This window comes from Mycolicibacterium litorale, from assembly GCF_010731695.1.
GTDB lineage: Bacteria > Actinomycetota > Actinomycetes > Mycobacteriales > Mycobacteriaceae > Mycobacterium > Mycobacterium litorale.
On record NZ_AP022586.1, the window covers coordinates 156,734 to 181,762 of the forward strand.

Here is a 25,029-nt window from a genome sequence, read left to right on the forward strand (position 1 = left end):
CGCGTGCCACACTTGGGGCATGGCTGCGCTGTCCGCCGTGGTCTTCGCGCTGAGCTGGTGGCTGGGTCTGTATCTGCTGGCGCGTAATCCGCGCAAACCCGTGCTGGCGCTGGCCGCTGCCGGTCTGACCAGCTTCGCCGTCGTGGTCGCGCTGGACGCCGTGCGGGTGGTCAGCGGCGCCGACGTGGTGGGCCGGGTGGAGATCTACCTCGTCGCGGTGCCGGGGATCGCCTGGTTCGCGGTGCTGCTCGAGTTGTCGCGGCCGCCGGACACCGCCCGCGGCCGCGTCGCCGAGATCGCCGCCGTCGTCGGTGTCGCCGTCGTGGCGTTCGGCGGGGCGGCGCTGGCGGGCAGCGTCGAGGGCCCACTGCGGCTCGGGCACTGGGTGATGTTCGGCGCCGTCTCGGTGTCCGCACTCGGCGCGATGGTGCGCGCGGTCCGCCGCGGTGTGAAACCCGTTCCGGTGGCGGGTTTTCTGGTGATCGCGACGCTGTTCTTCGCCCTCGGCAACGCGATCCTCGTCGTCCCGCTCGGCCTGGTGCCGAGCTGGCTGGCGTTGGCGTCGACGGGTTTCGACGTCGCGCTGCTCGGGGTGGCGGTGGCGATCTGGGATGCGTTCGACGAGGGGCAGGCGCTGCGCGCCGACATGCGGCGGTCGTTCGTGGCGACGGCGGCGGTGGCGCTGCTGTTCGGCGGGCAGGTCCTCATCGGCATGGCGTTCACCGGGCAGCGGACCGCGCTGGTGGTGCTGATGTTCACCAGCCTCGCGCTCGCGATCGCGATCAACGTGCTGGCCGACCCGCTGGCGGGCGTACTGGACCGGCTCGCGTTCTCCCGCTCACCGGACCTGCGGGCCGACCGGGCCGTCCTGCGCCGGACCGAGGCCGCGCTGCCGCGCCGCGCGGCCAACCCGCTGCACGACGTCGACGACGAGACGTTCGCCCGGTTGACCCGCCGCGCACTCGGCCACTACGGCGATCTCGCCAAACTGATGGCCAACCCGCTGACCGCGTTACCCGTCATCGACGACCGCCTCGCCGCCCGCGGTGCGCCTGATCAGCCGTTGGAGCGGGCCAACGAACTGCGCGCGCTGCTCGCCGAGCGCATCGCCCGGCTCAAACCGCGCGACGGCGGGGACTTCGGCACGACCGAGCAGTGGCGCCACTACAACTCGCTGTACTTCCCCTACGTGGCGGGGGTGCGGGCTTACGCCCAGAACGCCACCCCGGCCGGCCTGGACCCGGTCGCGCGGCAGGCGTGGCAGTGGTTCGTCACCGAGGTGCCGCAGCGGTCGCTGCACAACTGGCAGACCGCGGCCGCCCGGGTGATCGCCGCCGATCTGCGCAGCGATCTGGTCAGCGCCCGCGACTGATCCCGACAGCCCGCTGACCTGCGGTTGGCAGTGGTTGGCAGCGTTCGGTGTCGATCTGGCAGTGCGCGCTGCGCAGCATCGGTGGTGTCCCCCAAGCCCACGGAGACCTCACCGCCGAGGAGCCGACATGACCGCCATCCACACATCCATCACCACCCGGCCACTGTCCGATTCGACCGACTCGCTGCTGCGCTTCGCGCTGCGTGCCGACGCGACGCTCTGCGCGGCGCTCGGCCTGCTGGTCGCGATGGCCGCCGATCAGCTGTCGCGGCTCTCAGGGCTGTCGCCGACGTTCGAATGGGTCAGCGGCGCTGCGCTGGTCGGCTACGGCGCCGCGCTGTACGTGCTGGCCGCGGTGCCCGACGTGCGTCGCGTCGGGGTGGGCGTGGTCGCGGGCAACCTCGCCTTCGCGATCGCCGTCGCCGTCGTGCTGATCGGCGGCTGGCTGCCGCTGACCCCGGCCGGAGTCGTCATGACCATCTCGTTCACCCTCGTCACGCTGGCCTTCGCCACCGTGCAGTACCTCGGGGTGCGCCGTCTGGCGTGACCCCCTCCTGCCGGTGCGGGGCGCCGCCGTTTCGAGGTTGGGCGTGACGCCCCGCATCCGGCCCTTTGCTTCCTGATCGAGTACCCAACCGAAGGAGATACAGATATGACCGCCACTGCTGACACCGCCCGCACCGGGGCGCGAGACCGCCTGCTGCGCTTGGCCATGCGCGCCGATGCGGTGATGACCGGCCTGGCCGGGCTGGCCGCGCTACCGCTCGCGGGCACGCTGGCCGAACTGTCCGGCACCACAACGGCCATCGAGTACTCGCTCGCCGCGTTCTTCATCGGCTACGGGGTCGTGGTGTTCGGGCTCGCGGCGCTCCCTCTGCCGTCGCTGCGGGGTGCGGGGGTGGCGGTGATCGCCGCCAACATCCTCTACGCCGTCGCCGCGGTCATCGTCGTCGTCACCGACGTGTGGTCGATGACGGGAACGGGCATCGCGCTCACGCTGGCCACCGGCGTCTACACGCTGGTGTTCGCCGAACTGCAGTACGTGGGCTGGCGCCGGCTCTGAATCACAGCTTGCGCAGCCGCAACCGGTTGATGGCGTGGTCGGCGTCCTTGCGCAGCACCAGTGTTGCGCGGGGACGCGTCGGCAGGATGTTCTCGATGAGATTCGGCCGGTTGATCGAATGCCAGATGTCGCGGGCGGCGAAGACGGCTTGTTCGTCGGTCAGGGTCGCGTAGTGGTGGAAGTGCGACGCCGGATCGGCGAACGCCGTCGACCGCATGGTGAGGAACCGGGAGATGTACCAGCCCTCGATGTCCTCCAGACGGGCGTCGACGTAGACGGAGAAGTCGAACAGGTCCGACACCATCAGCGCGGGTCCGGTCTGCAATACGTTGAGGCCCTCGAGGATCAGGATGTCCGGATGCCGGATGACCTGGTTCTCGCCGGGCACGATGTCGTAGAGCAGATGCGAGTACACCGGTGCGCACGCGACGTCGGCCCCGGACTTCACCGCGGTGACGAACCGCATCAGCGCCCTGCGATCGTAGCTCTCCGGGAAACCCTTGCGGTGCATGATGTTCCGCCGGGCCAGCTCCGCGTTCGGATACAGGAAGCCGTCGGTGGTGACGAGGTCGACGCGGGCGTGGTTGCCCCAGCGGGCCAGCAGCGCCTGCAGCACGCGGGCGGTGGTGGACTTGCCGACAGCCACACTGCCCGCCACGCCGATGATGAACGGCACCGGCCGGTCCGGGTTCTGCTGCGGTTCGCCGAGGAACTCCGCGGTCGCGGCGAACAGCCGCTGCCGCGCGGCCACCTGCAGGTGGATGAGGCGGGCCAGGGGGAGGTAGACCTCCTCGACCTCGAGGAGGTCGAGTTTCTCACCGAGGCCGCGGAGCTTTCGCAGCTCGTCCTCGGTGAGCTTGAGCGGCGTCGACATCCGCAACGCACGCCACTGGGTGCGGTCGAACTCGACGTAGGGGCTCGGTTCGCTCAGCCGCGCCATGGGGCCAGTCTTGCAGTACCGGATCCGAGGTGAACGCCTGGGGCGACCCGATTAGCGTTGCAGCCATGGAGCCCGACACCCTCATTCGCGAATATCTGCTTCTCGGTCTGCGCTTCGACCGCGTAGAGGACGGCTACGTCGACTCCTTCACCGGTGACCCCGCACTGCGGCGGGCGGTGGCCGACGAGCCCGCGCCGGATCCGGCCGAGCTGGCGCGTCAGGCGCAGCGGTTGCTGGCCGCGGTACCGGACACGCCGCGCACCGGCGGCTTCGACCAGGCGCGCGCGGACTACCTCTCGGCGCACCTGCGGGCGCTGGCGCTCGCCGGCCGCAAGTTCGCCGGGGAGGACGTCGGATTCGTCGACGAGGTCGAGACGTACTTCGACGTCCGGATCACCAAGGGCGACCCGGACACCTACCGGCAGGCGCACGTCGCGCTCGACGAGGCGCTCGGCGGGACGGGGCCGCTCGCCGAGCGGATCCAGGCGCACCGCACCGGCGACGAGATCCCGCCCGAGCGGCTCGAGGAGTGCATCCACGCCTTCTCCAGCGCGCTACGCGACCGCGTGCGTGCCACGTATCCGCTGCCCGACGCCGAGACGATCACCTACGAGGTGGTCACCGACAAACCGTGGTCGGGGTTCAACTACTACCTGGGCGACTACAAGTCGACGGTCGCGGTCAACGCCGACCTCAAACAGCAGATGGCCAACCTGCCGAGACTCGTCGCGCACGAGTCGTATCCCGGCCACCACACCGAGCACTGCCGCAAGGAGGCCGGCCTCGTCCATGCACTCGGCCATGCCGAGCAGACCATCTTCCTGGTCAACACCCCGCAGTGCCTGATGGCCGAGGGGCTCGCCGACCTCGCGCTGTACGCGGTCGTCGGGCAGGGCTGGGGCGAGTGGGCGGCCGAGATCTACGCCGACCTCGGTCTGCGGTTCGACGGTGCGCGGGCCGAGGCCGTGTCGGCGGCGACGGCCGCGCTGGCCGACGTGCGCCAGGACGCCGCGCTGATGCTGCACGACGAGCACCGCCCGGTCGACGACGTGGTGGCGTTCCTCAAGCGGTGGCTGCTGGTCGACGACGAGCGGGCGCGGCAGATGCTGCGGTTCCTGTCCTCGCCGCTGTGGCGGGCCTACACGTCGACCTACGTCGAGGGTTACCGGCTGCTGCGCGGCTGGCTCGACGCCCGCCCGGCCGGGGTCGGTCTGACCGAGCGATTCGGCCGCCTGCTCGACGAGCCGCTCATCCCGTCGGCGCTGCGCGCGGCCTGACGCCGGCCCCGCCGAACGTGCGGTTTCATACGCGACGCGCGGCGCAGGGCGTATCAGTTCGCGCACTCGCCCGCAGGAGGTGCCTGAGTACCGGCAGCCCGCTCGGCGCGATTACCCTCGACACCATGACTGCTGACGCTGTGACCTCGTCGACCGCGGCTCCGGGCGCCGACTACGCCGACACCGCGAGCGCCGCCTATCGGGCCGCGCTGCAGGTCATCGAGACCGTCGAGCCACGGATCGCCGCCGCCACCCGTAAAGAGCTCGCCGATCAGCGCGATTCGCTCAAGCTGATCGCCAGCGAGAACTACGCCTCGCCGGCGGTTCTGCTGACCATGGGCACCTGGCTGAGCGACAAGTACGCCGAGGGCACGATCGGCCACCGCTTCTATGCCGGCTGCCAGAACGTCGACGTCGTCGAGAGTGTCGCCGCCGAACACGCCCGCGAACTGTTCGGCGCGCCGTACGCCTACGCCCAGCCGCACTCCGGCATCGACGCCAACCTGGTCGCCTTCTGGGCGATCCTGGCCACCCGCGTCGAGGCGCCCGGGCTGGCCGAACTGGGCGCCAAGCACGTCAACGATCTGTCCGAGGCGGACTGGGAGAGCCTGCGCAACAAGCTCGGCAACCAGCGGCTGATGGGGATGTCGCTCGACGCCGGCGGTCACCTCACCCACGGGTTCCGGCCCAATATCAGCGGCAAGATGTTCCACCAGCGCAGCTACGGCACCGACCCGGAGACCGGGCTGCTCGACTACGACGCGCTGGCCGCCGCCGCGCGCGAGTTCAAGCCGCTGATCCTGGTCGGCGGATACTCGGCCTACCCGCGGCGGGTGGACTTCGCCAAGCTGCGCGAGATCGCCGACGAGGTCGGCGCGACGCTGATGGTCGACATGGCCCATTTCGCGGGCCTGGTCGCCGGCAAGGTGTTCACCGGTGACGAGGATCCGGTGCCGCACGCCCACGTCACGACGACCACCACGCACAAGTCGCTGCGCGGTCCGCGCGGCGGCCTCGTGCTGGCGCAGCCGGAGTACTCCGACGCCGTCGACAAGGGCTGCCCGATGGTGCTCGGCGGACCGCTCTCGCATGTGATGGCCGCCAAGGCCGTCGCGCTCGCCGAGGCGCGTCAGCCGTCGTTCCAGGCCTACGCGCAGCGGGTCGCCGACAACGCCAAGTCGCTGGCCGAGGGCTTCCTCAAGCGTGGCGCCCGCCTGGTCACCGGCGGCACCGACAACCACATCGTGCTGCTCGACGTGACGAGCTTCGGGCTGACCGGCCGGCAGGCCGAGTCCGCGCTGCTCGACGCCGGCGTCGTCACCAACCGCAACTCGATCCCGGCCGATCCGAACGGCGCCTGGTACACCAGCGGCATCCGCTTCGGCACGCCGGCGCTGACCACCCGTGGGTTCGGCGCCGCGGAGTTCGACCGGGTGGCCGAACTGGTCGTCGACGTGCTGCAGAACACCCAGCCGAATTCGACCGGTCCGACGGGGTTCTCCAAGGCGAAGTACACGCTGGCCGACGGCACCGCCGAACGGGTCCACGCCGCGTCGGCCGAGATGCTCGCGGCCAATCCGCTGTACCCGGGGCTGACCCTCTGACGCGACGCGCCGGGAATTTTACGATTCCCACAGACTCGGGTTAATGTAACCGCATGGCACAGAAACCTGTCCCTAACGCGCTGACCCTCGAACTCGAGCCGGTCGTCAAGGGCGAACTGCGTCGCCACCTCGACTCCGAGGACCTCTGGTACGCGCACGACTACGTGCCGTTCGACCAGGGGGAGAACTTCGCGTTCCTCGGCGGGCGCGACTGGGATCCCTCGCAGGTGACCCTGCCCAAGCCGGTCACCGACGCGCTCGAGATCCTGCTGATCACCAAGGACAACCTCGCCGGCTACCACCGCGAGCTCGTCGAGCACTTCATCCTCGAGGAGAAGTGGGGACGCTGGATCGGCCGCTGGACCGCCGAGGAGCACCTGCACGCCGTCGCGCTGCGCAACTACCTCGTCGTCACCCGCGAGGTCGACCCGGCCGCGAACGAGGACGTGCGCGTCGAGCACGTCATGAAGGGCTACCGCGCCGACCGGTTCAGCCAGATCGAGACGCTGGTGTTCATGGCGTTCTTCGAGCGGTCCCACGCGGTGTTCACCCGCAACCTCGAGGCACAGATCACCGAACCGGTGCTCAAGGGGCTGGTCGGCCGGATCGCCGCCGACGAGGAGCGCCACGAGGTGTTCTTCGCGAACCTCGTCGCGCACTGCCTGCAGACCCACCGCGACGAGACCGTGGCGGCGATCGCGCAGCGCGCGGCCGAGCTCGGCGTGGTCGGCGGAGACATCGACGCCTACCAGGACAAGGTCGCGGTGATGGCCGAGAATGGCATCTTCAGCCAGGAGCACCTGCGCACGGTGATCTCCGACCGCATCGCGGCGTGGAGTCTGGCCGACGAACCCTCGCTGCGGCAGTTCACGAACGCTTAACCTGACGCGCGCCCCGCACCGGCGCGTCTGCGCGGCGCGCACCCGGCGACGGGAGTAGCGTCGCTTTCGATGGCTAGCGAATTGCTCTGCTGTCCGGGCGGTACCCGATCGTTGCGATCACGAGAGGGCCGGCCCCGGCCCTGGTGCCGCAGTGTCCGCCGACAGGTTCGCGGGGGACCCGCGGATACCAGGAGCGCTACGTGACCGATTCGCCTCTCCGGACTTACGTGCTCGACACCTCCGTGCTGTTGTCCGATCCCTGGGCAACGACACGGTTTGCCGAACACGAGGTGGTTGTCCCGCTGGTGGTCATCAGTGAGTTGGAAGCCAAACGGCATCACCACGAGCTCGGCTGGTTCGCCCGGCAGGCGTTGCGCCTGTTCGACGACCTCCGGCTCGAGCACGGTCGCCTCGATCAGCCGATTCCCGTTGGGACAGAAGGCGGAACGCTGCACGTCGAGCTGAACCACAGCGACCCGTCGGTGCTGCCCGCCGGCTTCCGCACCGACTCCAACGACGCCAGGATCCTCACGGTGGCAGCCAATCTGGCCGCCGAGGGGAAGCTGGTCACGCTGGTCAGCAAGGACATCCCACTGCGCGTCAAGGCCGGTGCGGTCGGCCTGGCCGCCGACGAGTACCACGCACAGGATGTCGTGGTGTCGGGCTGGACCGGGATGGACGAGATCGACGTGACCGCCGACGAGGTGGCCGCCCTGTTCGCAGAGGGTGAGATCGACCTGGCCCCGGCGCGAGATCTGCCGTGCCACACCGGTGTTCGGCTGCTCGGCGGAAACTCGCATGCGCTCGGCCGGGTGAACGCCGCCAAACGGGTGCAGCTGGTCCGCGGTGACCGTGAAGTGTTCGGCCTCCGGGGAAGGTCGGCCGAACAACGCATGGCGCTGGATCTGCTGCTCGACGAATCGGTCGGCATCGTCTCGCTCGGCGGCAAGGCGGGCACCGGCAAGTCGGCGCTGGCGCTGTGCGCGGGCCTCGAAGCGGTGCTGGAGCGTCGCACCCAGCGCAAGGTCGTGGTGTTCCGGCCGCTCTACGCCGTCGGCGGGCAGGATCTGGGTTATCTGCCCGGCAGCGAGAGCGACAAGATGGGGCCGTGGGCCCAGGCCGTCTTCGACACCCTCGAAGGGCTGGCGAGCCCCGCGGTGCTCGAGGAGGTGCTGTCGCGCGGAATGCTGGAAGTGTTGCCGCTCACCCACATTCGCGGTCGCTCGCTGCACGATTCGTTCGTGATCGTCGACGAGGCGCAGTCGCTGGAGCGCAACGTCCTGCTGACTGTGCTGTCCCGTCTCGGCGCCGGCTCGCGGGTGGTGCTCACCCACGACGTCGCCCAGCGCGACAACCTGCGGGTCGGCCGTCACGACGGTGTTGCGGCGGTGATCGAGAAGCTCAAGGGTCACCCGCTGTTCGCCCACATCACGCTGCAGCGCAGCGAACGCTCGCCGATCGCCGCGCTGGTCACCGAGATGCTCGAGGAGATCAGCCCCGGCGCCCTCCCGTGACGTGGTGATTTCGGTGTGGTTGGTCGCGCTGGGCGCGACCAACCACACCGAAATCGCGAGTGACCTAAGGCCCTAGGCGGCCGGGGTGGCGGGGACGAAGCTGAAGCGATGTCCGATACCGTGGTCGCCACCGAGGTCATCCGCGACGCCGTCCGCCTGGCCTGCCGCGCGCCGTCACTGCACAACAGCCAGCCGTGGCGGTGGGTCGCCGACGCGGACGGGCTGCACCTGTTCCTCGACCCCGCGCGGCTGATGTACTGGGCCGACCGGTCCGGCCGCGAAGCCGTCATCAGCTGCGGTGCGGTACTCGACCACCTGCGCGTCGCGCTGGCCGCCGCCGGGTGGGAAGCCCACGTCGAGCGGCTACCCGATCGCGAGGATCCCGACCACCTGGCCACGGTCACCGTCACGCCGATGGAATCGGTCAGCGAGGCCCACCGCCGCCGCGCCGACGCGATCCTGCTGCGCCGCACCGACCGCCTCCCGATGGCCGCCGCACCGGACTGGGAGTCGTTCGAACCGCTGATGCGCGCTCGCGTCGAGGACGACGTGCACGCCGACATCCTCGCCGACCAGCTCCGCGGCGAACTCGCCGAGACCTCGCACCTTACCGAGGTGCTGCGCCTCTACGATTCCTCCTACCATGCCGAACTGAGCTGGTGGACAGCACCTTTCGACGCCGGCGAGGGAATCCCGCAGAGCGCGCTGGTGTCCGCCGCCGAGAGTGAACGCGTCGACGTCGGCCGCAACTTTCCCGTCACCCGCGGCGCCGAGCGGCGGCCGGGCATCGGCGGGGACCGGGCCACCATCGTCGTGCTGTCCACCGACGGGGACGATCGCCTCGACGCGCTGCGCAGCGGCGAGGCGATGTCGGCGGTCCTGCTGGAAGCCACCATGGCCGGGTTGGGCACCTGCACCGTCACCCACGTGACCGAAGTCGCGTCCAGCCGCGGCATCGTCGGCAACCTGATCGGCCGCGCCGCGCGGCCGCAGGTGCTGATCCGCGTCGGGCTGGCGCCGTCGCTGGAGGCGGTGCCGCCGCCGACCCCGCGCCGGGCGCTGCGGGACGTGCTGCGATTCGCGTAGCCGTTTGCGAACGGGAGCGCCGGTGGTGACACTGGCGAGCATGGTCCGCGTCTTCCTGGTCGACGATCACGAGGTGGTGCGCCGCGGGCTGATCGACCTGCTGAGCGCCGACCCCGAACTCGACGTGGTGGGCGAGGCCGATTCGGTGGCCTCAGCGCTGGCGCGCATCCCCGCTGTGGCCCCCGATGTCGCGGTGCTCGACGTGCGGCTGCCCGACGGCAACGGCATCGAACTGTGCCGCGACCTGCTGTCGCGGCTGCCCGATCTGCGGTGTCTGATGTTGACGTCCTTCACCTCCGATGAGGCGATGCTGGACGCGATCCTGGCCGGCGCCAGCGGATACGTCGTCAAGGACATCAAGGGCATGGAGCTCGCGCAGGCGATCAAGGACGTCGGGGCGGGGCGCTCGCTGCTGGACAATCGGGCCGCCACCGCGCTGATGGCCAAACTGCGCGGCGACGCCGCACGCTCCGATCCGCTGTCGGCTCTGTCGGCCCAAGAACGGGTGCTGCTCGACCTGCTCGGGGAGGGGCTGACCAACAAGCAGATCGCGGCGCGGATGTTCCTGGCGGAGAAGACGGTCAAGAACTACGTGTCCCGGCTGCTGGCGAAACTCGGTATGGAGCGGCGCACACAGGCCGCGGTGTTCGTGTCGAAGCTCGATCGCCCCGCCCGCGGCGATGGTTGAGTCGGCAGCGTGACCGAGCGTCCGCTGCGCGACACCCTGTCCCAGTTGCGGCTGCGGGAACTGCTCGCCGAGGTGCAGGACCGCATCGAGCAGATCGTCGAAGGCCGTGACCGCCTCGACGGATTGGTCGAGGCGATGCTCGTGGTCACCGCAGGACTCGAACTCGACGTCACGCTCCGCACGATCGTGCACACCGCGATCCAGCTCGTCGACGCGCGCTACGGTGCGCTCGGCGTGCGCGGCCACGGCCACGAACTGGTCGAGTTCGTCTACGAGGGCATCGACGACGACACCCGCGAGCTGATCGGCCATCTGCCCGACGGCCGTGGGGTGCTCGGGGTCCTCATCGACGATCCGCATCCGATCCGGGTCGACGACATCCGACACCACAGCGCGTCCGTCGGCTTCCCGCCGAACCATCCGCCGATGCGGACGTTCCTCGGTGTGCCGGTGCGGATCCGCGACGAGGTGTTCGGCAACCTCTACCTGACCGACAAGGTCGGCGGCCAGCCGTTCAGCGAGGACGACGAGGTGCTCGTGCAGGCGCTCGCCGCCGCGGCCGGTATCGCGATCGACAACGCCCGGCTCTACGAACAGGCCCGGGCCCGGCAGGCGTGGATCGCCGCGACGCGCGACATCGCCACCGAGATGCTCTCCGGCGTCAGCCCGGCCACCGTCTTCAGACGGGTCGTCGACCAGGCCCTGACGCTCACCGGCGCGGACGGCACCCTGGTCGCGGTGCCGGGCCAGGCCGACGATCTGGTGGTGGTCGAGGCCGCCGGGGTGGTGAGCGGTGAGTCCCTCACCGTCGCGCTCGACGACGATCCGGTGGGCCGGGCGTTCCGGGAACGCACCCCGGCGCGGCTCGACGAGATCACGCTGGGCACAACCCGATACGGACCGGCCCTGGTGCTTCCACTGCGCGCCGCCGACACGGTGGCCGGTGTCCTGGTGGCGGTGCGGCCGCCCGGCGCGCGCCGGTTCACCGCCGAACAGCTCGACGTGACGGCCGCATTCGCCGATCAGGTGGCGCTGGCCTGGCAACTGGCCACCTCGCAGCGGCGGATGCAGGAACTCGAGATCCTCACCGACCGCGACCGCATCGCCCGCGACCTGCACGACCACGTCATCCAGCGGTTGTTCGCCGTCGGCCTCTCGCTGCAGGGCACGCTCGCGCGGGTGCGCGACCCCGATGTGCAGCAGCGGCTGGCGGGCAACGTCGACGATCTGCAGGCGGTGATCCAGGAGATCCGCACCGCGATCTTCGACCTGCACGGCGGCGCGCCGGGCGCGACCCGGTTGCGCCAGCGCCTCGACGAGGCGATCGGGCAGTTCGCGGGGGCCGGCCTGCACACCACCACCCAGTTCGTCGGACCACTGTCGGTGATCGACGCGGCGCTGGCCGACCACGCGGAGGCCGTGGTGCGCGAAGCCGTCAGCAACGCTGTGCGGCATGCCGAGGCGACCGAACTGTCGGTGCGGGTCGCCGTCGCCGACGATCTGTGTATCGAGGTCGCCGACAACGGCCGCGGCGTCGAGGGACCGCGCACCGAGAGCGGTCTGCGCAATCTGCGCGCACGGGCGGACGCCGCGGGCGGCACCGTGACGCTGGGCCCCCGAGACGGCGGCGGGACGCTGCTGCGGTGGTGTGTGCCGCTGCCGTGATCAGTCCGGCAACGGACGCCTCGGCGTGGCGGGCAGTGCGGCCGCGTCGTCGGGCGCCCAGCCGATGCGCAACAGCATCTGCGGGTGGGCCCGGGATTCGAAGATCTCTTCGCGCAACGCCGCTCGCGTCTGGGGCACCTCCAGCGGCTCGGTGACCGGGCAGCTCGCCAGCCCGATCGACGTGGCGGTGAGAAGCACGAGGCTGGTGGCCTCGCCCGCCCGCAAGCGTGCCGGTGGATCGTCGTCGCGGGTGCCCAGGGCGAGCACCACCGCGTTGTCCGCGCCGTCGGCGGGGTCGGCCGGACGGGCCGGCGTGCTGCCGGCGAACACCCGCCCGGGAACCGGCGCGGACACGTCGGTCGGCGGGACGTTGGCCGCGGGGACGCCCGCCACCGACCCGTACCGGCCGCTCCACGTGGTCAGTTCGCGCAGGTAGGCCTCGTCGTGCAGATGCGTGCGCATCGCGTCGTCCACCGCCGCGTGCAACCCGGCCAGCGACTCCACCCGGCGCAGCGACACCCCGGCGCGCGCCGCGCGCGCCCCCATCACCGCGATGTCGGCGGGGGAGACCTCACGGCTGCTGTAACGTCTGCGGTCGGTGCGGCGCCGGGGAATCGCTGCGGCGAGCGCGAGCTCCAGTTCGGTCGGCGGGCGCGGTGAAAGTGTCAGTGTCGCAAGGTGATTCGGTTCGTCCGGCGCGGGGAAGCGGTGCACGCGCGCAGCCCAGCCCAGCGCCGCGAACGCGACCACGGCATGGTGCAGCGTCGCCCCGCAGCTGAGCAGGAAGTCCCGCCCGTCCGGGTCGATCTGCGGCAGATGCAGCGAGGGTTCGGCGAACAGGTCCACCCGGTCCGCGCCGGCCCGCCAGCGCCACGGCTGGCTGTTGTGCACCGACGGCGCCCGCACGGCCGACGCCAGCGCCGCGCGCAGCACGGAGGCGTCGGGAAAGCTGGTCACCCCTCCAGGGTGACCCACCGCGGGCCGTTGCGGTAGGGCACAAAGGCCCGCGGCGGCGATTGGACGACCGCGGCCCGGGTACTGACCCCGTATGCCCACACGCGTCGTGATCACCGGAGCCAGCGGAAACGTCGGAACTGCACTATTGCACCGGCTCGCCGACGCGGGCGGCTACACCGTCACCGGGGTGACCCGGCGTCAGCCGCCCAACACCGGCATCTACCGCTCGGCGCAGTGGCGTCAGCTCGACCTGGCCGATCACGACGCCACCACCCGGCTGCAATCGGTGATGCACGACGCGGACAGCGTCGTGCACCTCGCCTGGGGTTTCCAGCCGACCCGCAACGTGCAGTACCTGGACGCGGTCGGCGTCGGGGGTACCCGTGCGGTGCTGCGGGCGGCCGACGTCGCCGGCGTCGGACAGCTGGTGCACATGTCCTCGGTGGGGACCTACGCGGCGGGCCGATACGGGCAGTACGTCGACGAAACCTGGTCCACGGCGGGCATTCCCACCTCGGCCTACAGCCGTGCCAAGTCCGCGGCCGAAGCGCTGCTCGACGACTACGAGCGCAGCCATACCGACGGTGTCACGATCGCGCGGATGCGGCCCGGGTTCATCATGCAGCGCAGCGCCGCCGGCGGTTTGCGCCGCTACACCCTGCCCGCGTTCATCGAACCCCGGTGGCTGCGGTTCCTGCCGGTGCTCCCGCTCGACCGCCGTCTGGTCGTGCCGATCATCCACGCCGACGACGTCGCGGACGCGATCGCGCGGACCGTCGAGCGCCGTGCCGCCGGACCGTTCAACCTGATGGCCGAACCGCCCGTGCGCCGCGACGACCTGGCCGACGCCCTCGGCGCGCAACCGGTGCACGTCCCGTCGTCGGTACTGCGGCCCGCGGTGGCGCTGTCGTGGCGGGCGCGGCTGCAGCCGATCGACGAGGGCTGGCTCGACATGGCGTTCACCGTGCCGCTGCTCGACACCGCCCGCGCGCAGACGGAGCTCGGCTGGACGCCGACGCGCACCTCGGTGGAGGCGATGGCCGACATGGGCGAGGGATTCAAGAACTGCGCCGACACCGAGAGCCCGGTGCTGGCCTACCGGGGGCCGCTGACCAGCATGCTGCGCGACCTGCGGGCCGGCCCGATCACCGACCGCAAGGTGCCGTGAGGTGATTTCGGTGTAGTTGGTCGCGCTCACGGCGACCAACTACACCGAAATCGCTAGCTCAGTCGCCGTCCTTGACCCGGGCCATGGCCAGCACGTCGAGGCGACGGTCGAGTTCCTCCTCGGAGAGCTTCTCGCCGGTCAGGCCGCGGTCGATGACCGTCTGGCGGATCGTCTTGCGCTCCTTGAGCGCCTCCTTGGCCACCTTGGCGGCCTCCTCGTAGCCGATCGCCGAGTTCAGCGGCGTCACGATCGACGGCGACGACTCGGCCAGCTCGCGCAGGCGCTCCTCGTTGGCGACCAGACCGTCGATGCACCGCTCGGCGAACAGCCGCGACGAGTTGGTCAGCAGCTTGAACGACTCGAGCAGATTGCGCGCCATCATCGGGATATAGACGTTGAGCTCGAATGCGCCGGACGCGCCGCCGAAGGCGATCGCCGCGTCGTTGCCCACCACCTGGCAGGCCACCTGCGTCACCGCCTCGGGGATCACCGGGTTGACCTTGCCCGGCATGATCGAGCTGCCCGGCTGCAGATCCGGCAGCTGGATCTCGCCGAGCCCGGTCAGCGGACCCGAGCCCATCCAGCGGATGTCGTTGGCGATCTTGGTCAGCGACACCGCGATCGTGCGCAGCGCACCCGAGGCCTCGACGAGCCCGTCGCGGGCGGCCTGCGCCTCGAACGAGTCGACGGCCGTGCGCAATTCGGCGATGCCGGTCTGGTCGACGAGCACCTCGACGACCTTGGCGCCGAAGCCCTCCGGCGCGTTGAGGCCGGTGCCGACGGCGGTGCCGCCGATGGCGAGTTCACCGAGGCGGGGCAGGGTGGCCTTGACCCGTTCGATGCCGGCCTCGACCTGGCGGGCGTAGCCGCCGAACTCCTGGCCGAGGGTCACCGGCACCGCGTCCATCAGGTGGGTGCGGCCCGACTTCACCGTCGTGCGCCACTGGCGGGCCTTGCCGGCCAGCGACTCGTGCAGCACCTCGAGCGCCGGGATCAGATGGCGCACAGCAGCTTCGGTGGCCGCGATGTGGGTCGCGGTCGGGAACGTGTCGTTGGAGCTCTGCGACATGTTGACGTGGTCGTTGGGGTGCACGGTGACGCCGTTGGCCGCCGCGATCGACGCGATCACCTCGTTGGCGTTCATGTTCGAGCTGGTGCCCGAGCCGGTCTGGAACACGTCGATCGGGAACTGGTCGTCATGCTGACCGTCCGCGATCTCCGCCGCGGCGGCGATGATCGCGTCGGCCTTCTCCGCGTCGAGCAGCCCGAGGTCCTTGTTCACCTGCGCACAGGCGCCTTTGAGCAGGCCGAGCGCCCGGATCTGGGTGCGCTCCAGGCCGCGGCCGGAGATCGGGAAGTTCTCCACGGCCCGCTGCGTCTGGGCGCGCCACAGCGCATCCTTGGGCACCCGGACTTCGCCCATGGTGTCGTGCTCGATGCGGTACTCGACGTCGGTGTCGGTTTCGGCCATTGTGTGTTGTGTCCCTTAGGGTTTCGGCGGTTACGGCAGGGGATAGGCGGCGTTGCTGTCACCGGTGAAGTCGACAGCGGAGTACTCGTTGAGTTTGGACAGGCGGTGGTACGCCTCGATCATGCGGACGGTGCCCGACTTGCTGCGCATCACGATGGACTGGGTGGTGCAGCCGCCGCCGGTGTAGCGCACACCCTGCAGCAGATCGCCGTCGGTGACGCCGGTGGCGCAGAAGAACACGTTCTCGCCCGACACCAGATCCTCGGTCTTGAGCACCCGGTCGATGTCGTGGCCGGCGTCGATCGCCTTCTGGCGCTCCTCGTCGTCCTTCGGGGCGAGCTGGGCGTGGATGGCGCCGCCCATACAGCGGATCGCGGCGGCGGTGATGATGCCCTCGGGGGTGCCGCCGATGCCGGCGAGCATGTCGGTGCCGGAGTTGGGCCGGCAGGCCGAGATCGCGCCGGCCACGTCACCGTCGAAGATCAGCCGGATGCGCGCACCGGCCTCGCGGACGTCGGCGATCAGCTGCTCGTGGCGCGGACGGTCGAGGATGCAGACCGTCACGTCGCGGACCGACAGGCCCTTGACCTTCGCGACGGCGCGGATGTTCTCACCGATCGGCGCGGTGATGTCGATGGCGTCGACGGCGTCCGGGCCGACGGCGATCTTGTTCATGTAGAACACCGCCGACGGGTCGAACATCGCGCCGCGTTCGGCGACCGCCAGCACCGAGATCGCGTTCGGCATGCCCTTGCTCATCAGCGTGGTGCCGTCGATCGGGTCGACGGCGAAGTCGCAGTCGGGCCCGTCGCCGTTGCCGACCTCTTCGCCGTTGTAGAGCATCGGCGCGTTGTCCTTCTCGCCCTCGCCGATCACCACGACGCCGCGCATGGACACCGAATTGACCAGCTCACGCATGGCGTCGACGGCGGCGCCGTCACCGCCCTCCTTGTCGCCGCGTCCCACCCATCGGCCCGCCGCCATGGCGCCGGCTTCGGTGACACGGACGAGTTCGAGGGCGAGGTTACGGTCAGGGGCTTCCCTGCGGCGATCTGGCATGGCCAAGATTGTCCCAGAAGCGGCTCGTCCTCGGGGAGCTGGGATACTGGCATTCATGACCGTCGATCCCCCGCAGCCGGAGCGGCCCGCGCCGGATTCGACCGGTCCCGCGCCGCGGGAAGCCAAGCCGCGGCTGCTGCAGGACGGCCGGGACATGTTCTGGTCGATCGCACCGCTGGTGGTGGCGTGCATCGTGCTGGCGGGTCTGCTCGGCATGTGCTCGTTCCAGGGCCGCGGTCCGAGTGAGGGACCGGCACCGTCCTACGACGCGGCCCGCGCGCTGCAGGCCGACGCCGATGCGCTCGAGATCCCGATCCGGCTGCCCGAGCTGCCGGAGGGCTGGCGTGCGAACTCCGGCGGCCGCTCGGGCATCGAGGCGGGCGCGGTGGATCCGCGCACCGGACAGGCCACCCGCGCGGTGGTGTCGCGGACCGGCTACCTGGCGCCGAGCGGAAAGTACCTGAGCCTGAGCCAGAGCAACGCCGACGAAGACCAACTCGTCGGGTCCATCACCCCCGGCCTCGTGCCGTCCGGCGCGCAGGACGTGGACGGGGTGAGCTGGGTGGTCTACCAGGGCGGCGAGGGAGTGGAACCGGTCTGGACCACCCGACTGTCCGGAACCGCGCAGGTCGCGATCACCGGCGCCGGCAGCGTCGAGGAGTTCCGCACACTGGCCGCCGCGACGCAGAAGCAACAGCCACTGACCGCGAGGTAGGACCGGGGGACCCGACGATGACCGCACCGAAGCCGAATGTCGCCGCCGGAGCGGCTCCGGCAGCCGACCTGAGCGGGTGGACCGCCGAGCCGTTCACCGCGGCCGGCTACACCCACGACGTCTACCGCAAGGGTGACGGCCCCGGTGTGGTGCTCATCCCGGAGATGCCGGGGCTGCACCCCCACGTGCTGGCCCTGGGCAACCACCTCGTGGACAGCGGGTTCACGGTCGCGGCGCCGTCGCTGTTCGGCACGCCCGGGGCGCCTGCCATGCGGCCCGGTATGGCGCCGGTGCTGCTCAAGGGATGTGTGTCGAAGGAGTTCGCCGCGTTCGCGACCAACGCCGACCGCCCGGTGGCGCACTACCTGCGGGCGCTGGCCCGCGACCTCAACGCGCGCACGCCGGGTAAGGGCGTCGGGGTGATCGGGCAGTGCTTCACCGGCGGTTTCGCGCTGGCCGCCGCCGTCGACGACAGTGTGCTCGCCCCGGTGCTCAGCCAGCCGTCGCTGCCGCTGCCCCTGACCGGCAGGCACAAACGCGACCCCGGCCTGTCCGAAGGCGAACTGCGGATCATCGAGCGCCGTGCCGCCGATGACGGGTTGTGCGCCCTCGGGCTGCGGTTCAGCCAGGACTGGATGTCGCCGCGCGAGCGGTTCAGCACGCTCAAGTCGCGGCTGGGCGACGCCTTCGAGGTCATCGAGATCGACTCGACGAAGGGCAATCCGCACGGCATCTCGCCGAACGCGCATTCGGTGCTGACCGATCAGATCCGCGAGGTCGACGGCCACCCCGCCTACGAGGCGCGCAAACGCGTCGTCGCATTCCTCACCGAGCGGCTGACCGGGGCGTAGCGCCGCCGCGCCCGAGCCGTGCCCGCAGCCACCGCCACCACCGCGGTTTGGCGGGTCGGCGCGGTTCGTCGTCCTCCGGCGGGTCGAGCGGAACGCCCTTGTACACCGCCAGATACACGCCGATCGTGGTGACGATGATGATCATCAGCACCGGGCCGAGCACGATGCCCCAGAAGCCGAACATCGCGATGCCCGAGAAGACCGCGAGCAGCATCAGCGCCGGGTCGAGGCGCGCCGCCTTGGGGACGAGGATCGGGCGCAGGAAGTTGTCGATGTTCGTGACGACGATGAGGTGGAACAGCACGACGAAGACTCCGCCGACCACGTTGCCGAACACCGCCATCCCGACGCCGAACGGGATCGTGACCACGCCGCTGCCCAGCGGGATCACCGACAGCGCGCTCAAGATCACGGCGAAGAAGAAGACGCCCTCGTGGAAGCCGGCGACGTAGATCGAGATCGCGCCCGCCACCCCCTGGACCATCGCGATGACGAACTGGCCCATCACGGTGCCGCGCACCATCGCGCCGGTCTTGGACAGGTAGATGTCCGTGATCTCCTCGCCCAGCGGGTTGAGCTGACGGATCAGCGTGCGCACCCGTTCCCGCTTGGTGAGCAGCGAGAGGAAGACGTACAGGAAGATGATCGACGCCGCGACCGCGCCGATCACCCCGCCGAGCGCGCCCTGCAGCACGGCGAGCAGCCATTCGCCGACGCGCTGGGACACGGTGACCACCCCGTCGCGCAGGGTGTCCGGGGTGACGTGGATGTCGAGGTAGGGCACTTTTGCGGCGAGGTTGTTGACCATCTCGAGCGCCCGGTCCCCGAGGGTGCTGACGTCGGTCGTTTCCATCCACTGGCTCACCGTCGTGACCATCTGCGTGATCTCGATGATGGCCAGGAACACCACGAGGCTGACGGGGATGATCACGGTGAGGATCGCTGCCAGCAGCGTCAACGTCGCCGACAGGCCGGTGCCGAGCCGTCGCTGCAAGCGTTCGTAGAGCGGGGCGAACAGATAGGCGGCGACGGCGGCGACCACGACGAGGATGAAGAACCCGCGCAGGAAATACGCGCCGAACGCGATGGCGAGCAGGGTGCACACCGCGAGCGCGCGCTTCTGGGACTGGGTCAGGCCGGCATCGCTGTCGTCCGGCGCCCGCTCATCTCCCGTCGACACCGCAGCACCCTATCCCGCGTCGACCGCCCGCTGCCCTGCCCGCTGCTCGCTGACGAACCGGGCGGCCATGCGCTGCATCAGTCCGGGGGCGGCACGCGCGAAAAGCCAAGCGGCGTGGGCCTGCCGGGGTTTGACCAGGATCGCCTTGTTGCGGGTGACGGCCCGCAGGGTGTCGCGGGCGAGCCGGTCGGCGTCGTAGGCGGTCGACATGCCCTTGGTGCCAAGGTAGTAGTTGCGGCCGACGAAGCCGCCGATGGCGCCCTTGTCGAGGATCGGTGTCTCCACCGCCCCGGGGCACACCGCGAGCACACCGATGCCGTGTGCCGCGGCCTCGGACCGCAGCGCCAGCGACAGGCCGACGACGGCGTGTTTGGTCATCACGTAGCTGGTGACCAGGCCGGCCGCGGTCAGACCGGCCATCGAGGCGGTGTTGACGATGTGGCCGTGCCCCTGACTGATCATCTGCGGGTACGCCGCCACCACACCGTGGACGACCCCGCGGATGTTGATGTCGATGATCGCGTTCCACTGGTCGAGCGTGAGCAGTTCGGTGTCACCGCCCCAGGAGATGCCGGCGTTGTTGAACATCAGGTCCAGCCGCCCGGCGCGGGCCACCACCTCGTCGACGGTGCGCTGGACGGCGACGGCGTCGGTCACGTCCAGGTGCGCCCACCGGGCGCCCAATCCGCGCGCGGTGGCCTCGGCGGCGACGGGGTCGATGTCGGTACACAGCACGTCGGCGCCCGCCGCGGCCAGCGCCCGGCACAGTGCCGCGCCGATCCCTGAGCCGGCGCCGGTGACGATCGCGTGCTTGCCCGCGAAATCCACTATGCCCCCGCCAGTTTCATCACGTGACCGAGGATGTCGGGATACCGCTTGAGGTGGGCGCCGCCATTGAGGTCGAGCACTTCACCGGTCATCCACGAGGCCGCGGGGGAGCAGAGGAAGGCAACGGCGGCCGCGACGTCCTCGGGTTGGCCGGCCCGCCCCAGCGGGGTGTTCTCCAGGTACTCCTCGACCACGCCGGGCACGCTGGCGGCCGGATCGGTCAGCGGGGTGTGCACGAAACCGGGGGCGACGGCGTTGACCCGGATGCCGCGCGGCGCCATCTCCAGCGCCGCCACCTGTGTGAGCATCGACAGGCCCGCCTTGGCCGCGCAGTACGCGCTCATCCCGGAGGCCGGCTGACGGCCGTTGAGCGACGAGATCTGTACCAGCGCACCACCTTCGCGTAACGCCCGGCCTGCGTGTTTGGCGACGACGAAGCCTCCGGTCAGGCACACGTCGACGACCTCGCGGAACTGGTCGACCGGCATGTCCACGATGAGGCCGACGTTGCTGAACCCGGCGCAGTTGACCACCGCGTCGACGGGGCCGGTCTGGTCGAACAGGCGCTGCACCGAATCCTCGTCGGTGACGTCGGCGTACGCCGACGCGTGGGGCTCGCCGAGAGTGACGGCACGCTCACGGGCGCCGTCGCCGTTGCGGTCGGCCAGGACGACGCGGTAGCCGTCGGCCGCCAGCGCCTGCGCGGTGGCCCAGCCGATACCCGAGGCGGCGCCGATGACGATGGCGGTGCGGTTGGTGGTCATGGGTCATAAAACTAGAACAGGTTTCAGGAGTCGTCGCCGAAACGTGGGGTTTCGGGTCAAAGCCGCACGCAGCGGAAGCCGATGTGACTCATACCGGTGTCGACCGGTTGACCGCGTCGGGCCGCGGGCCGGTAGCGCAGGCAGTAGGAATCCGCGCAGAGGAACGACCCGCCCTTGACCACCCGTCGCGCCACCCGGAACTGCGGCTGGCCCGGGTCGTAGGAGTCCTCGGCGCAACAGGCCGAGCCGGTCTCGGTGTAGAAGTCGGTGGTCCGGCGGTGCGGCGGAACACCATGGAACCCGGTCGCAGGTTCTCGGCCGGTGCGCCGGGATAGTGCGCGGGATCGAGCGGTCGCTCCGCGACGGTGACGTAGCCGGTGGCGTCGACGAACGCCGTGAATTCGGCATTGGTGACGGTGTGCCGCTGGATCGAGAAGCCGTCGACGCGCACCTCGCGAACCGGGCGCTCCTCCGGGCCGTGCCGGTCGGAGCCGAGCAGGGCGGTCTGGGCGGGTATCCGCGCGAGGTCGTCAGGCACCGAAGACGGTCGCCCAGTCGTCGCGCATGCTGATCACGGTCCAGCCCTGAGCGTGGGCGTGCTCGAGGGCGCGCTCGGCCCCTGCGGTGTAGGCGAATTCGCGGTCCGCGTCGTCGTGGTGCACCAGGAGCCGTAGGCCGCGGCAGTACCGGAGCATCTCGTCGTCGCCGTTGGAGTTGCCGACCGCGACGATCGGACGCCGACCGATGCGGCTCCAGATCTGGACGGGCTTCTCGGGCCCGTCGTCGAAGACGTCGAGGGTCGGCTGGATGACCAGGTCGCCGGTGCCGTCGAACGACAATCCCTGTGCACTGCCGATCACCCGCTCGGGCGGGATGCCGTAGAGCGCGCCGGTGACCGGCCGCATGAAATCGCGTCCACCACCGGAGACGACGTAGCACGTGAAGTGGTGCGCTTCGAGATGGCGCAGCAGCGAGACCATCGGCGCGTAGGTGCATTCGCGGTACGGTCGGCCGAGAGTCGGGTGCTCGGCGTGGGCGAAGAACTCCGCGACCCGGGCCGCGTACTCGTCGACCGTCATCGACACGTGCAGTGAGAGACCGGCCACGGCAAGCAATTCGAGATCGCTGTCGTCGCCCCGGTAGTGCTTGGTGATGGCGCCGCCGAACCAGGCGAGGTCACCCTCGGCGGCCGCTCGGTACGGCTGCTGTGAGCGCAGCGCCGGATCACCGGCGGCCTTCTCGGCCAGCCGCCGCACGACGAAGTCGAGCTGGATGTAGGCCGGCTTTTCACACCACAGGGTGCCGTCGTTGTCGAAGACCGCGACGCGATCCTCGGGTGCGATGTCGGTGACCGCGTGTGCGACGAAGTCGGCGATCGCCGACTTCGTGGGCCCGTCGATCCAGTGTTCGAGCACTAATCCGCGGCCAGGAAATCTTCGAGCTTCTTGACGGCCTGGTCGACGGTGAAGCTCGCCGGCTCGTGGCGCGGCGGGAACTCCTTGAAGGTCTCGAGAAACGCTGTCGCCATGGCCGTCATGTAGAAGACGAAGAAGTCGTGGCGCAGGAACCACTCGTAGTAGGTGTTCGACGTGATGTCGGCGTACTCGTACGGGTCGGTGCGCAGGTTGAACAGCTTCGGTACGCGCAGATGGGTGAACGGCTCGGCCCACACCTGCAGCGTGCCGGGGCAGCGCTGCTCGAGGAACACCGCCTTCCAGTTTTCGAAACGCATGGCGACCAGATCACCGTCGTCGGAGAAGTAGAAGATCCCACGCCGCGGGCTGTGCTCCTCCTGCCCGGTGAGGTAGGGCAGCATGTTGAAGCCGTCGATGTGCACCCGGTACTCGGTGTCACCGATTCGGTGGCCCTTCTTGAGACTCTCGACGATGTCCGGATCGCCGGCCGCGGCCAGGAACGTCGGCAGCCAGTCGTGGTGCTGGATGATCTCGTTCGACACCGAACCCGCTGCGATCCTCCCCGGCCACCGGATGAGCTCGGGCACCCGGAATGCGCCCTCCCAGTTGGTGTTCTTCTCGCTGCGGAACGGTGTGGTGCCGCCGTCCGGCCAGCTGTTGCGGTGCGGGCCGTTGTCGGTGGAGTAGACGACGATCGTGTCGTCGGCGATCCCGAGTTCGTCCAGCACGTCGAGGACGGTGCCGACATTGCGGTCGTGGTCGACCATCGCGTCGTGGTACTCCGACTGCCAGCGCCCGGCCTGGCCGCGGCTGCCATCTTTGACGTGGGTGTAGAGGTGCATGTGGGTGAAGTTGCACCACACGAAGAACGGATTGCCCTCGTCGTGCTGGCGACGGATGTAGTCCACGGTGGCATCGGCGATGTCGTCGTCGATGGTCTCCATGCGCTTGGCGGTCAGCGGGCCGGTGTCCTCGATGGCCTGCTTGCCGACCGGGCCGAACCGCTCGTGGTCGGGCTCGCTCGAAACCTCCTCGGTGGCTTTGCATTTGAGCACCCCGCGGGGCAATGCCAGTTCGTACAGCCGTGGGAACTGATCTTTGTGCGGATAGTCGAACTGCTCCGGTTCCTCTTCGGCGTTGAGGTGATACAGGTTGCCGAAGAATTCGTCGAAACCGTGCACGGTCGGCAGGTGCCTGTTCAGGTCACCGAAGTGGTTCTTCCCGAACTGACCGGTCGCATAGCCGTGCGGCTTGAGCAGTTCGGCGATCGTCGGATCCTCTGCGGCCCAACCGATCGGCGCGCCGGGCACACCCACCTTGCTCATGCCGGTCCGGTACACGCTCTGTCCGCTGATGAAGGCGGCCCGGCCTGCGGTGCAACTCTGCTCACCGTAGGAATCGGTGAAGCGCATCCCCTCGGCCGCGATGCGGTCGATGTTCGGGGTGCGGTAACCCATCAGGCCGTCGCTGTAGCAACTGAGGTTCGTGATGCCGATGTCGTCACCCCAGATGACGAGGATGTTCGGCTTCCCGTTCGGCATGCGTGACCCCTCGCGTCCGTGGTTACACCGATCGTAGGGACTCGACGGCGCGACGGGAGGCGCATTGGCCCAACTGTGCGTGTCTGGATAACGAACGTCGCACCGTCCCGCACAATCGCAGGCATGTTGGCAGTCGACCTGCTCACCCGCGTCGGGCTGGCGACCCTGCTGGGTGTGGCGATCGGCTTGGAACGGCAGTGGCGCTCGCGCATGGCGGGTCTGCAGACCATGGCGTTGGTGAGCACGGGGTCCGCCCTCTATCTCATCCTCGGCGCCTACAGCTTCCCCAACGCCGACCCCACCCGTGTCGCGGCCCAGATCGTCACGGGGATCGGCTTTCTCGGCGCCGGAGTCATCATGAAGCAGGGCATGTCGGTGACCGGATTGAATACCGCCGCGACACTGTGGTCGACGGCCGCCGTCGGTGCGCTGGCCGGCGCGTGGCTGTGGCGTGAGGCTCTCGCGAGCGCCGTCATCGTTCTCGCCGCCAACCTGCTTCTGCAGCCGCTGGCCGAGACGATGGACCGGCGCAAGAACTGGAGCGGCAGAGAGCATCCGCCGGTGGACTATCTGCTGACGGTGGTCTGCCGCGACGACCGCGACAACGACGTCCGCGCGTTGCTGATCCGGACCGTCGGTGATCCGCGGCTGACGCTGACCTCCATGCGGTCGGCGCCGGCCGGGGCGGGGACAGTCGAGATCCGGGTGGGCCTGTCGGCCGCGGCACGCGACGACGCGGTGCTCGAGGCGGCGGTCGGTGCGCTCGCGGTCGACGCCCGCATCCAGGCGGTTCAGTGGAGCATTCCCGACGAAGCCGCCGAGCGGTTCGCCCGGCCCTGAATTCCGATCATCGCGGCTGAAATTGCGTTGCCGCCGACCCCTATTCGAAGCGGTCGTTTGCCGGTCCACAGAACACGAAAAGACGAATAGGCAGAACAGGCTCTGCCCGCGTGTCGTCGTGATTCACTTCAGGGGGACAATGTGCGGGTG

23 protein-coding genes and 1 pseudogene are annotated in these 25,029 nt (G+C 69.9%); 14 read left to right on the forward strand and 10 right to left on the reverse strand.

Translation table 11 applies throughout. The features are described 5' to 3' along the window. The first annotated feature begins 19 nt into the window (after positions 1-19). The 3 genes from G6N30_RS00755 to G6N30_RS00765 all read left to right on the forward strand — a co-directional run bounded on the left by G6N30_RS00755 (position 20) and on the right by G6N30_RS00765 (position 2,435). Positions 20-1,372: a hypothetical protein gene (locus G6N30_RS00755; protein ID WP_134055603.1), complete on the forward strand. Its 1,353-nt coding sequence runs from the start codon at positions 20-22 to the stop codon at positions 1,370-1,372. Between the two features lie 127 nt (positions 1,373-1,499). Then, the gene (locus G6N30_RS00760) at positions 1,500-1,919 is read left to right on the forward strand and encodes a hypothetical protein (protein ID WP_134055601.1); all 420 of its coding nucleotides are present in this window, start codon (positions 1,500-1,502) and stop codon (positions 1,917-1,919) included. Positions 1,920-2,024: 105 nt separating this feature from the next. Continuing rightward, entirely contained in the window at positions 2,025-2,435 is a 411-nt protein-coding gene (locus G6N30_RS00765; RefSeq protein ID WP_134055599.1) for a hypothetical protein, read from the forward strand. 1 nt (position 2,436) lies between these two features. On the opposite strand, the gene coaA is transcribed toward G6N30_RS00765, so the two are convergent. Beyond that, positions 2,437-3,375: a type I pantothenate kinase gene (gene coaA / locus G6N30_RS00770; RefSeq protein ID WP_134055597.1), complete on the reverse strand. Its 939-nt coding sequence runs from the start codon at positions 3,373-3,375 to the stop codon at positions 2,437-2,439. A 65-nt stretch (positions 3,376-3,440) separates the two neighbouring features. Here coaA and G6N30_RS00775 point away from each other — a divergent pair, with 65 nt between their 5' ends. The 7 genes from G6N30_RS00775 to G6N30_RS00805 all read left to right on the forward strand — a co-directional run bounded on the left by G6N30_RS00775 (position 3,441) and on the right by G6N30_RS00805 (position 12,090). Continuing rightward, complete coding sequence (locus G6N30_RS00775) at positions 3,441-4,652, forward strand: DUF885 domain-containing protein (protein ID WP_134055595.1); 1,212 nt, start codon at positions 3,441-3,443, stop codon at positions 4,650-4,652. Positions 4,653-4,777: 125 nt separating this feature from the next. Then, positions 4,778-6,256 carry a glycine hydroxymethyltransferase gene (locus tag G6N30_RS00780; RefSeq protein ID WP_134055593.1) on the forward strand — a complete coding sequence of 493 codons (1,479 nt, stop codon included), beginning with the start codon at positions 4,778-4,780 and terminating at the stop codon, positions 6,254-6,256. A gap of 53 nt (positions 6,257-6,309) precedes the next feature. Continuing rightward, on the forward strand, positions 6,310-7,137 hold the full coding sequence (locus tag G6N30_RS00785; RefSeq protein ID WP_134055591.1) for an acyl-ACP desaturase: 828 nt from the start codon (positions 6,310-6,312) through the stop codon (positions 7,135-7,137). Positions 7,138-7,337: 200 nt separating this feature from the next. Further along, positions 7,338-8,651 (forward strand): RNA 5'-3' helicase PhoH2, encoded by a 1,314-nt coding sequence (locus G6N30_RS00790; protein WP_134055589.1) that lies wholly within the window; start codon positions 7,338-7,340, stop codon positions 8,649-8,651. Positions 8,652-8,759: 108 nt separating this feature from the next. Beyond that, the gene (locus G6N30_RS00795; RefSeq protein WP_134055587.1) at positions 8,760-9,737 is read left to right on the forward strand and encodes an Acg family FMN-binding oxidoreductase; all 978 of its coding nucleotides are present in this window, start codon (positions 8,760-8,762) and stop codon (positions 9,735-9,737) included. A 40-nt stretch (positions 9,738-9,777) separates the two neighbouring features. Further along, the gene (gene dosR, locus G6N30_RS00800) at positions 9,778-10,425 is read left to right on the forward strand and encodes a hypoxia response regulator transcription factor DosR/DevR (RefSeq protein WP_134057439.1); all 648 of its coding nucleotides are present in this window, start codon (positions 9,778-9,780) and stop codon (positions 10,423-10,425) included. Positions 10,426-10,434: 9 nt separating this feature from the next. Beyond that, positions 10,435-12,090, forward strand: a complete 1,656-nt coding sequence (locus G6N30_RS00805) for a sensor histidine kinase (RefSeq protein WP_134055585.1) — start codon at positions 10,435-10,437, stop codon at positions 12,088-12,090. Here G6N30_RS00805 and G6N30_RS00810 read toward each other — a convergent pair whose 3' ends face one another. Then, positions 12,091-13,047, reverse strand: a complete 957-nt coding sequence (locus G6N30_RS00810; protein WP_134055583.1) for an Acg family FMN-binding oxidoreductase — start codon at positions 13,045-13,047, stop codon at positions 12,091-12,093. Between the two features lie 91 nt (positions 13,048-13,138). On the opposite strand from G6N30_RS00810, the gene G6N30_RS00815 reads away from it, so the two are divergent. After that, complete coding sequence (locus tag G6N30_RS00815) at positions 13,139-14,215, forward strand: NAD-dependent epimerase/dehydratase family protein (protein ID WP_134055581.1); 1,077 nt, start codon at positions 13,139-13,141, stop codon at positions 14,213-14,215. 58 nt (positions 14,216-14,273) lie between these two features. Here G6N30_RS00815 and G6N30_RS00820 read toward each other — a convergent pair whose 3' ends face one another. Continuing rightward, positions 14,274-15,686, reverse strand: a complete 1,413-nt coding sequence (locus G6N30_RS00820; RefSeq protein WP_134055579.1) for a class II fumarate hydratase — start codon at positions 15,684-15,686, stop codon at positions 14,274-14,276. Between the two features lie 30 nt (positions 15,687-15,716). Continuing rightward, on the reverse strand, positions 15,717-16,745 hold the full coding sequence (gene glpX, locus G6N30_RS00825) for a class II fructose-bisphosphatase (protein ID WP_134055577.1): 1,029 nt from the start codon (positions 16,743-16,745) through the stop codon (positions 15,717-15,719). A gap of 55 nt (positions 16,746-16,800) precedes the next feature. Here glpX and G6N30_RS00830 point away from each other — a divergent pair, with 55 nt between their 5' ends. Together G6N30_RS00830 and G6N30_RS00835 are read left to right on the forward strand one after the other, a co-directional pair. Continuing rightward, the gene (locus tag G6N30_RS00830) at positions 16,801-17,460 is read left to right on the forward strand and encodes a DUF4245 domain-containing protein (protein WP_134055575.1); all 660 of its coding nucleotides are present in this window, start codon (positions 16,801-16,803) and stop codon (positions 17,458-17,460) included. A 17-nt stretch (positions 17,461-17,477) separates the two neighbouring features. Continuing rightward, positions 17,478-18,311, forward strand: a complete 834-nt coding sequence (locus G6N30_RS00835) for a dienelactone hydrolase family protein (protein ID WP_134055573.1) — start codon at positions 17,478-17,480, stop codon at positions 18,309-18,311. Here G6N30_RS00835 and G6N30_RS00840 read toward each other — a convergent pair. The 6 genes and pseudogenes from G6N30_RS00840 to G6N30_RS00865 all read right to left on the reverse strand — a co-directional run bounded on the left by G6N30_RS00840 (position 18,286) and on the right by G6N30_RS00865 (position 24,039). Beyond that, on the reverse strand, positions 18,286-19,491 hold the full coding sequence (locus tag G6N30_RS00840; protein WP_234880195.1) for an AI-2E family transporter: 1,206 nt from the start codon (positions 19,489-19,491) through the stop codon (positions 18,286-18,288). The two genes, G6N30_RS00835 and G6N30_RS00840, sit on opposite strands and share 26 nt — an antisense overlap. A 9-nt stretch (positions 19,492-19,500) precedes the next feature. Beyond that, positions 19,501-20,319 (reverse strand): SDR family NAD(P)-dependent oxidoreductase, encoded by an 819-nt coding sequence (locus tag G6N30_RS00845; RefSeq protein ID WP_134055571.1) that lies wholly within the window; start codon positions 20,317-20,319, stop codon positions 19,501-19,503. After that, positions 20,319-21,083: an SDR family NAD(P)-dependent oxidoreductase gene (locus tag G6N30_RS00850; RefSeq protein WP_134055569.1), complete on the reverse strand. Its 765-nt coding sequence runs from the start codon at positions 21,081-21,083 to the stop codon at positions 20,319-20,321. Before G6N30_RS00850 ends, G6N30_RS00845 begins: the two co-directional genes overlap by 1 nt. A 56-nt stretch (positions 21,084-21,139) precedes the next feature. Then, a pseudogene (locus G6N30_RS00855) lies at positions 21,140-21,621 on the reverse strand (SUMF1/EgtB/PvdO family nonheme iron enzyme). Next, positions 21,614-22,498 carry an HAD family hydrolase gene (locus tag G6N30_RS00860; protein WP_134055567.1) on the reverse strand — a complete coding sequence of 295 codons (885 nt, stop codon included), beginning with the start codon at positions 22,496-22,498 and terminating at the stop codon, positions 21,614-21,616. Before G6N30_RS00860 ends, G6N30_RS00855 begins: the two are co-directional and overlap by 8 nt. Next, complete coding sequence (locus tag G6N30_RS00865; RefSeq protein WP_134055565.1) at positions 22,498-24,039, reverse strand: arylsulfatase; 1,542 nt, start codon at positions 24,037-24,039, stop codon at positions 22,498-22,500. The genes G6N30_RS00860 and G6N30_RS00865 overlap by 1 nt, the downstream gene beginning before the upstream one ends. Positions 24,040-24,162: 123 nt before the next feature. Between G6N30_RS00865 and G6N30_RS00870 the strand changes: the two genes are divergently transcribed. Further along, positions 24,163-24,879: an MgtC/SapB family protein gene (locus tag G6N30_RS00870; protein WP_134055563.1), complete on the forward strand. Its 717-nt coding sequence runs from the start codon at positions 24,163-24,165 to the stop codon at positions 24,877-24,879. Positions 24,880-25,029 lie beyond the last annotated feature (150 nt).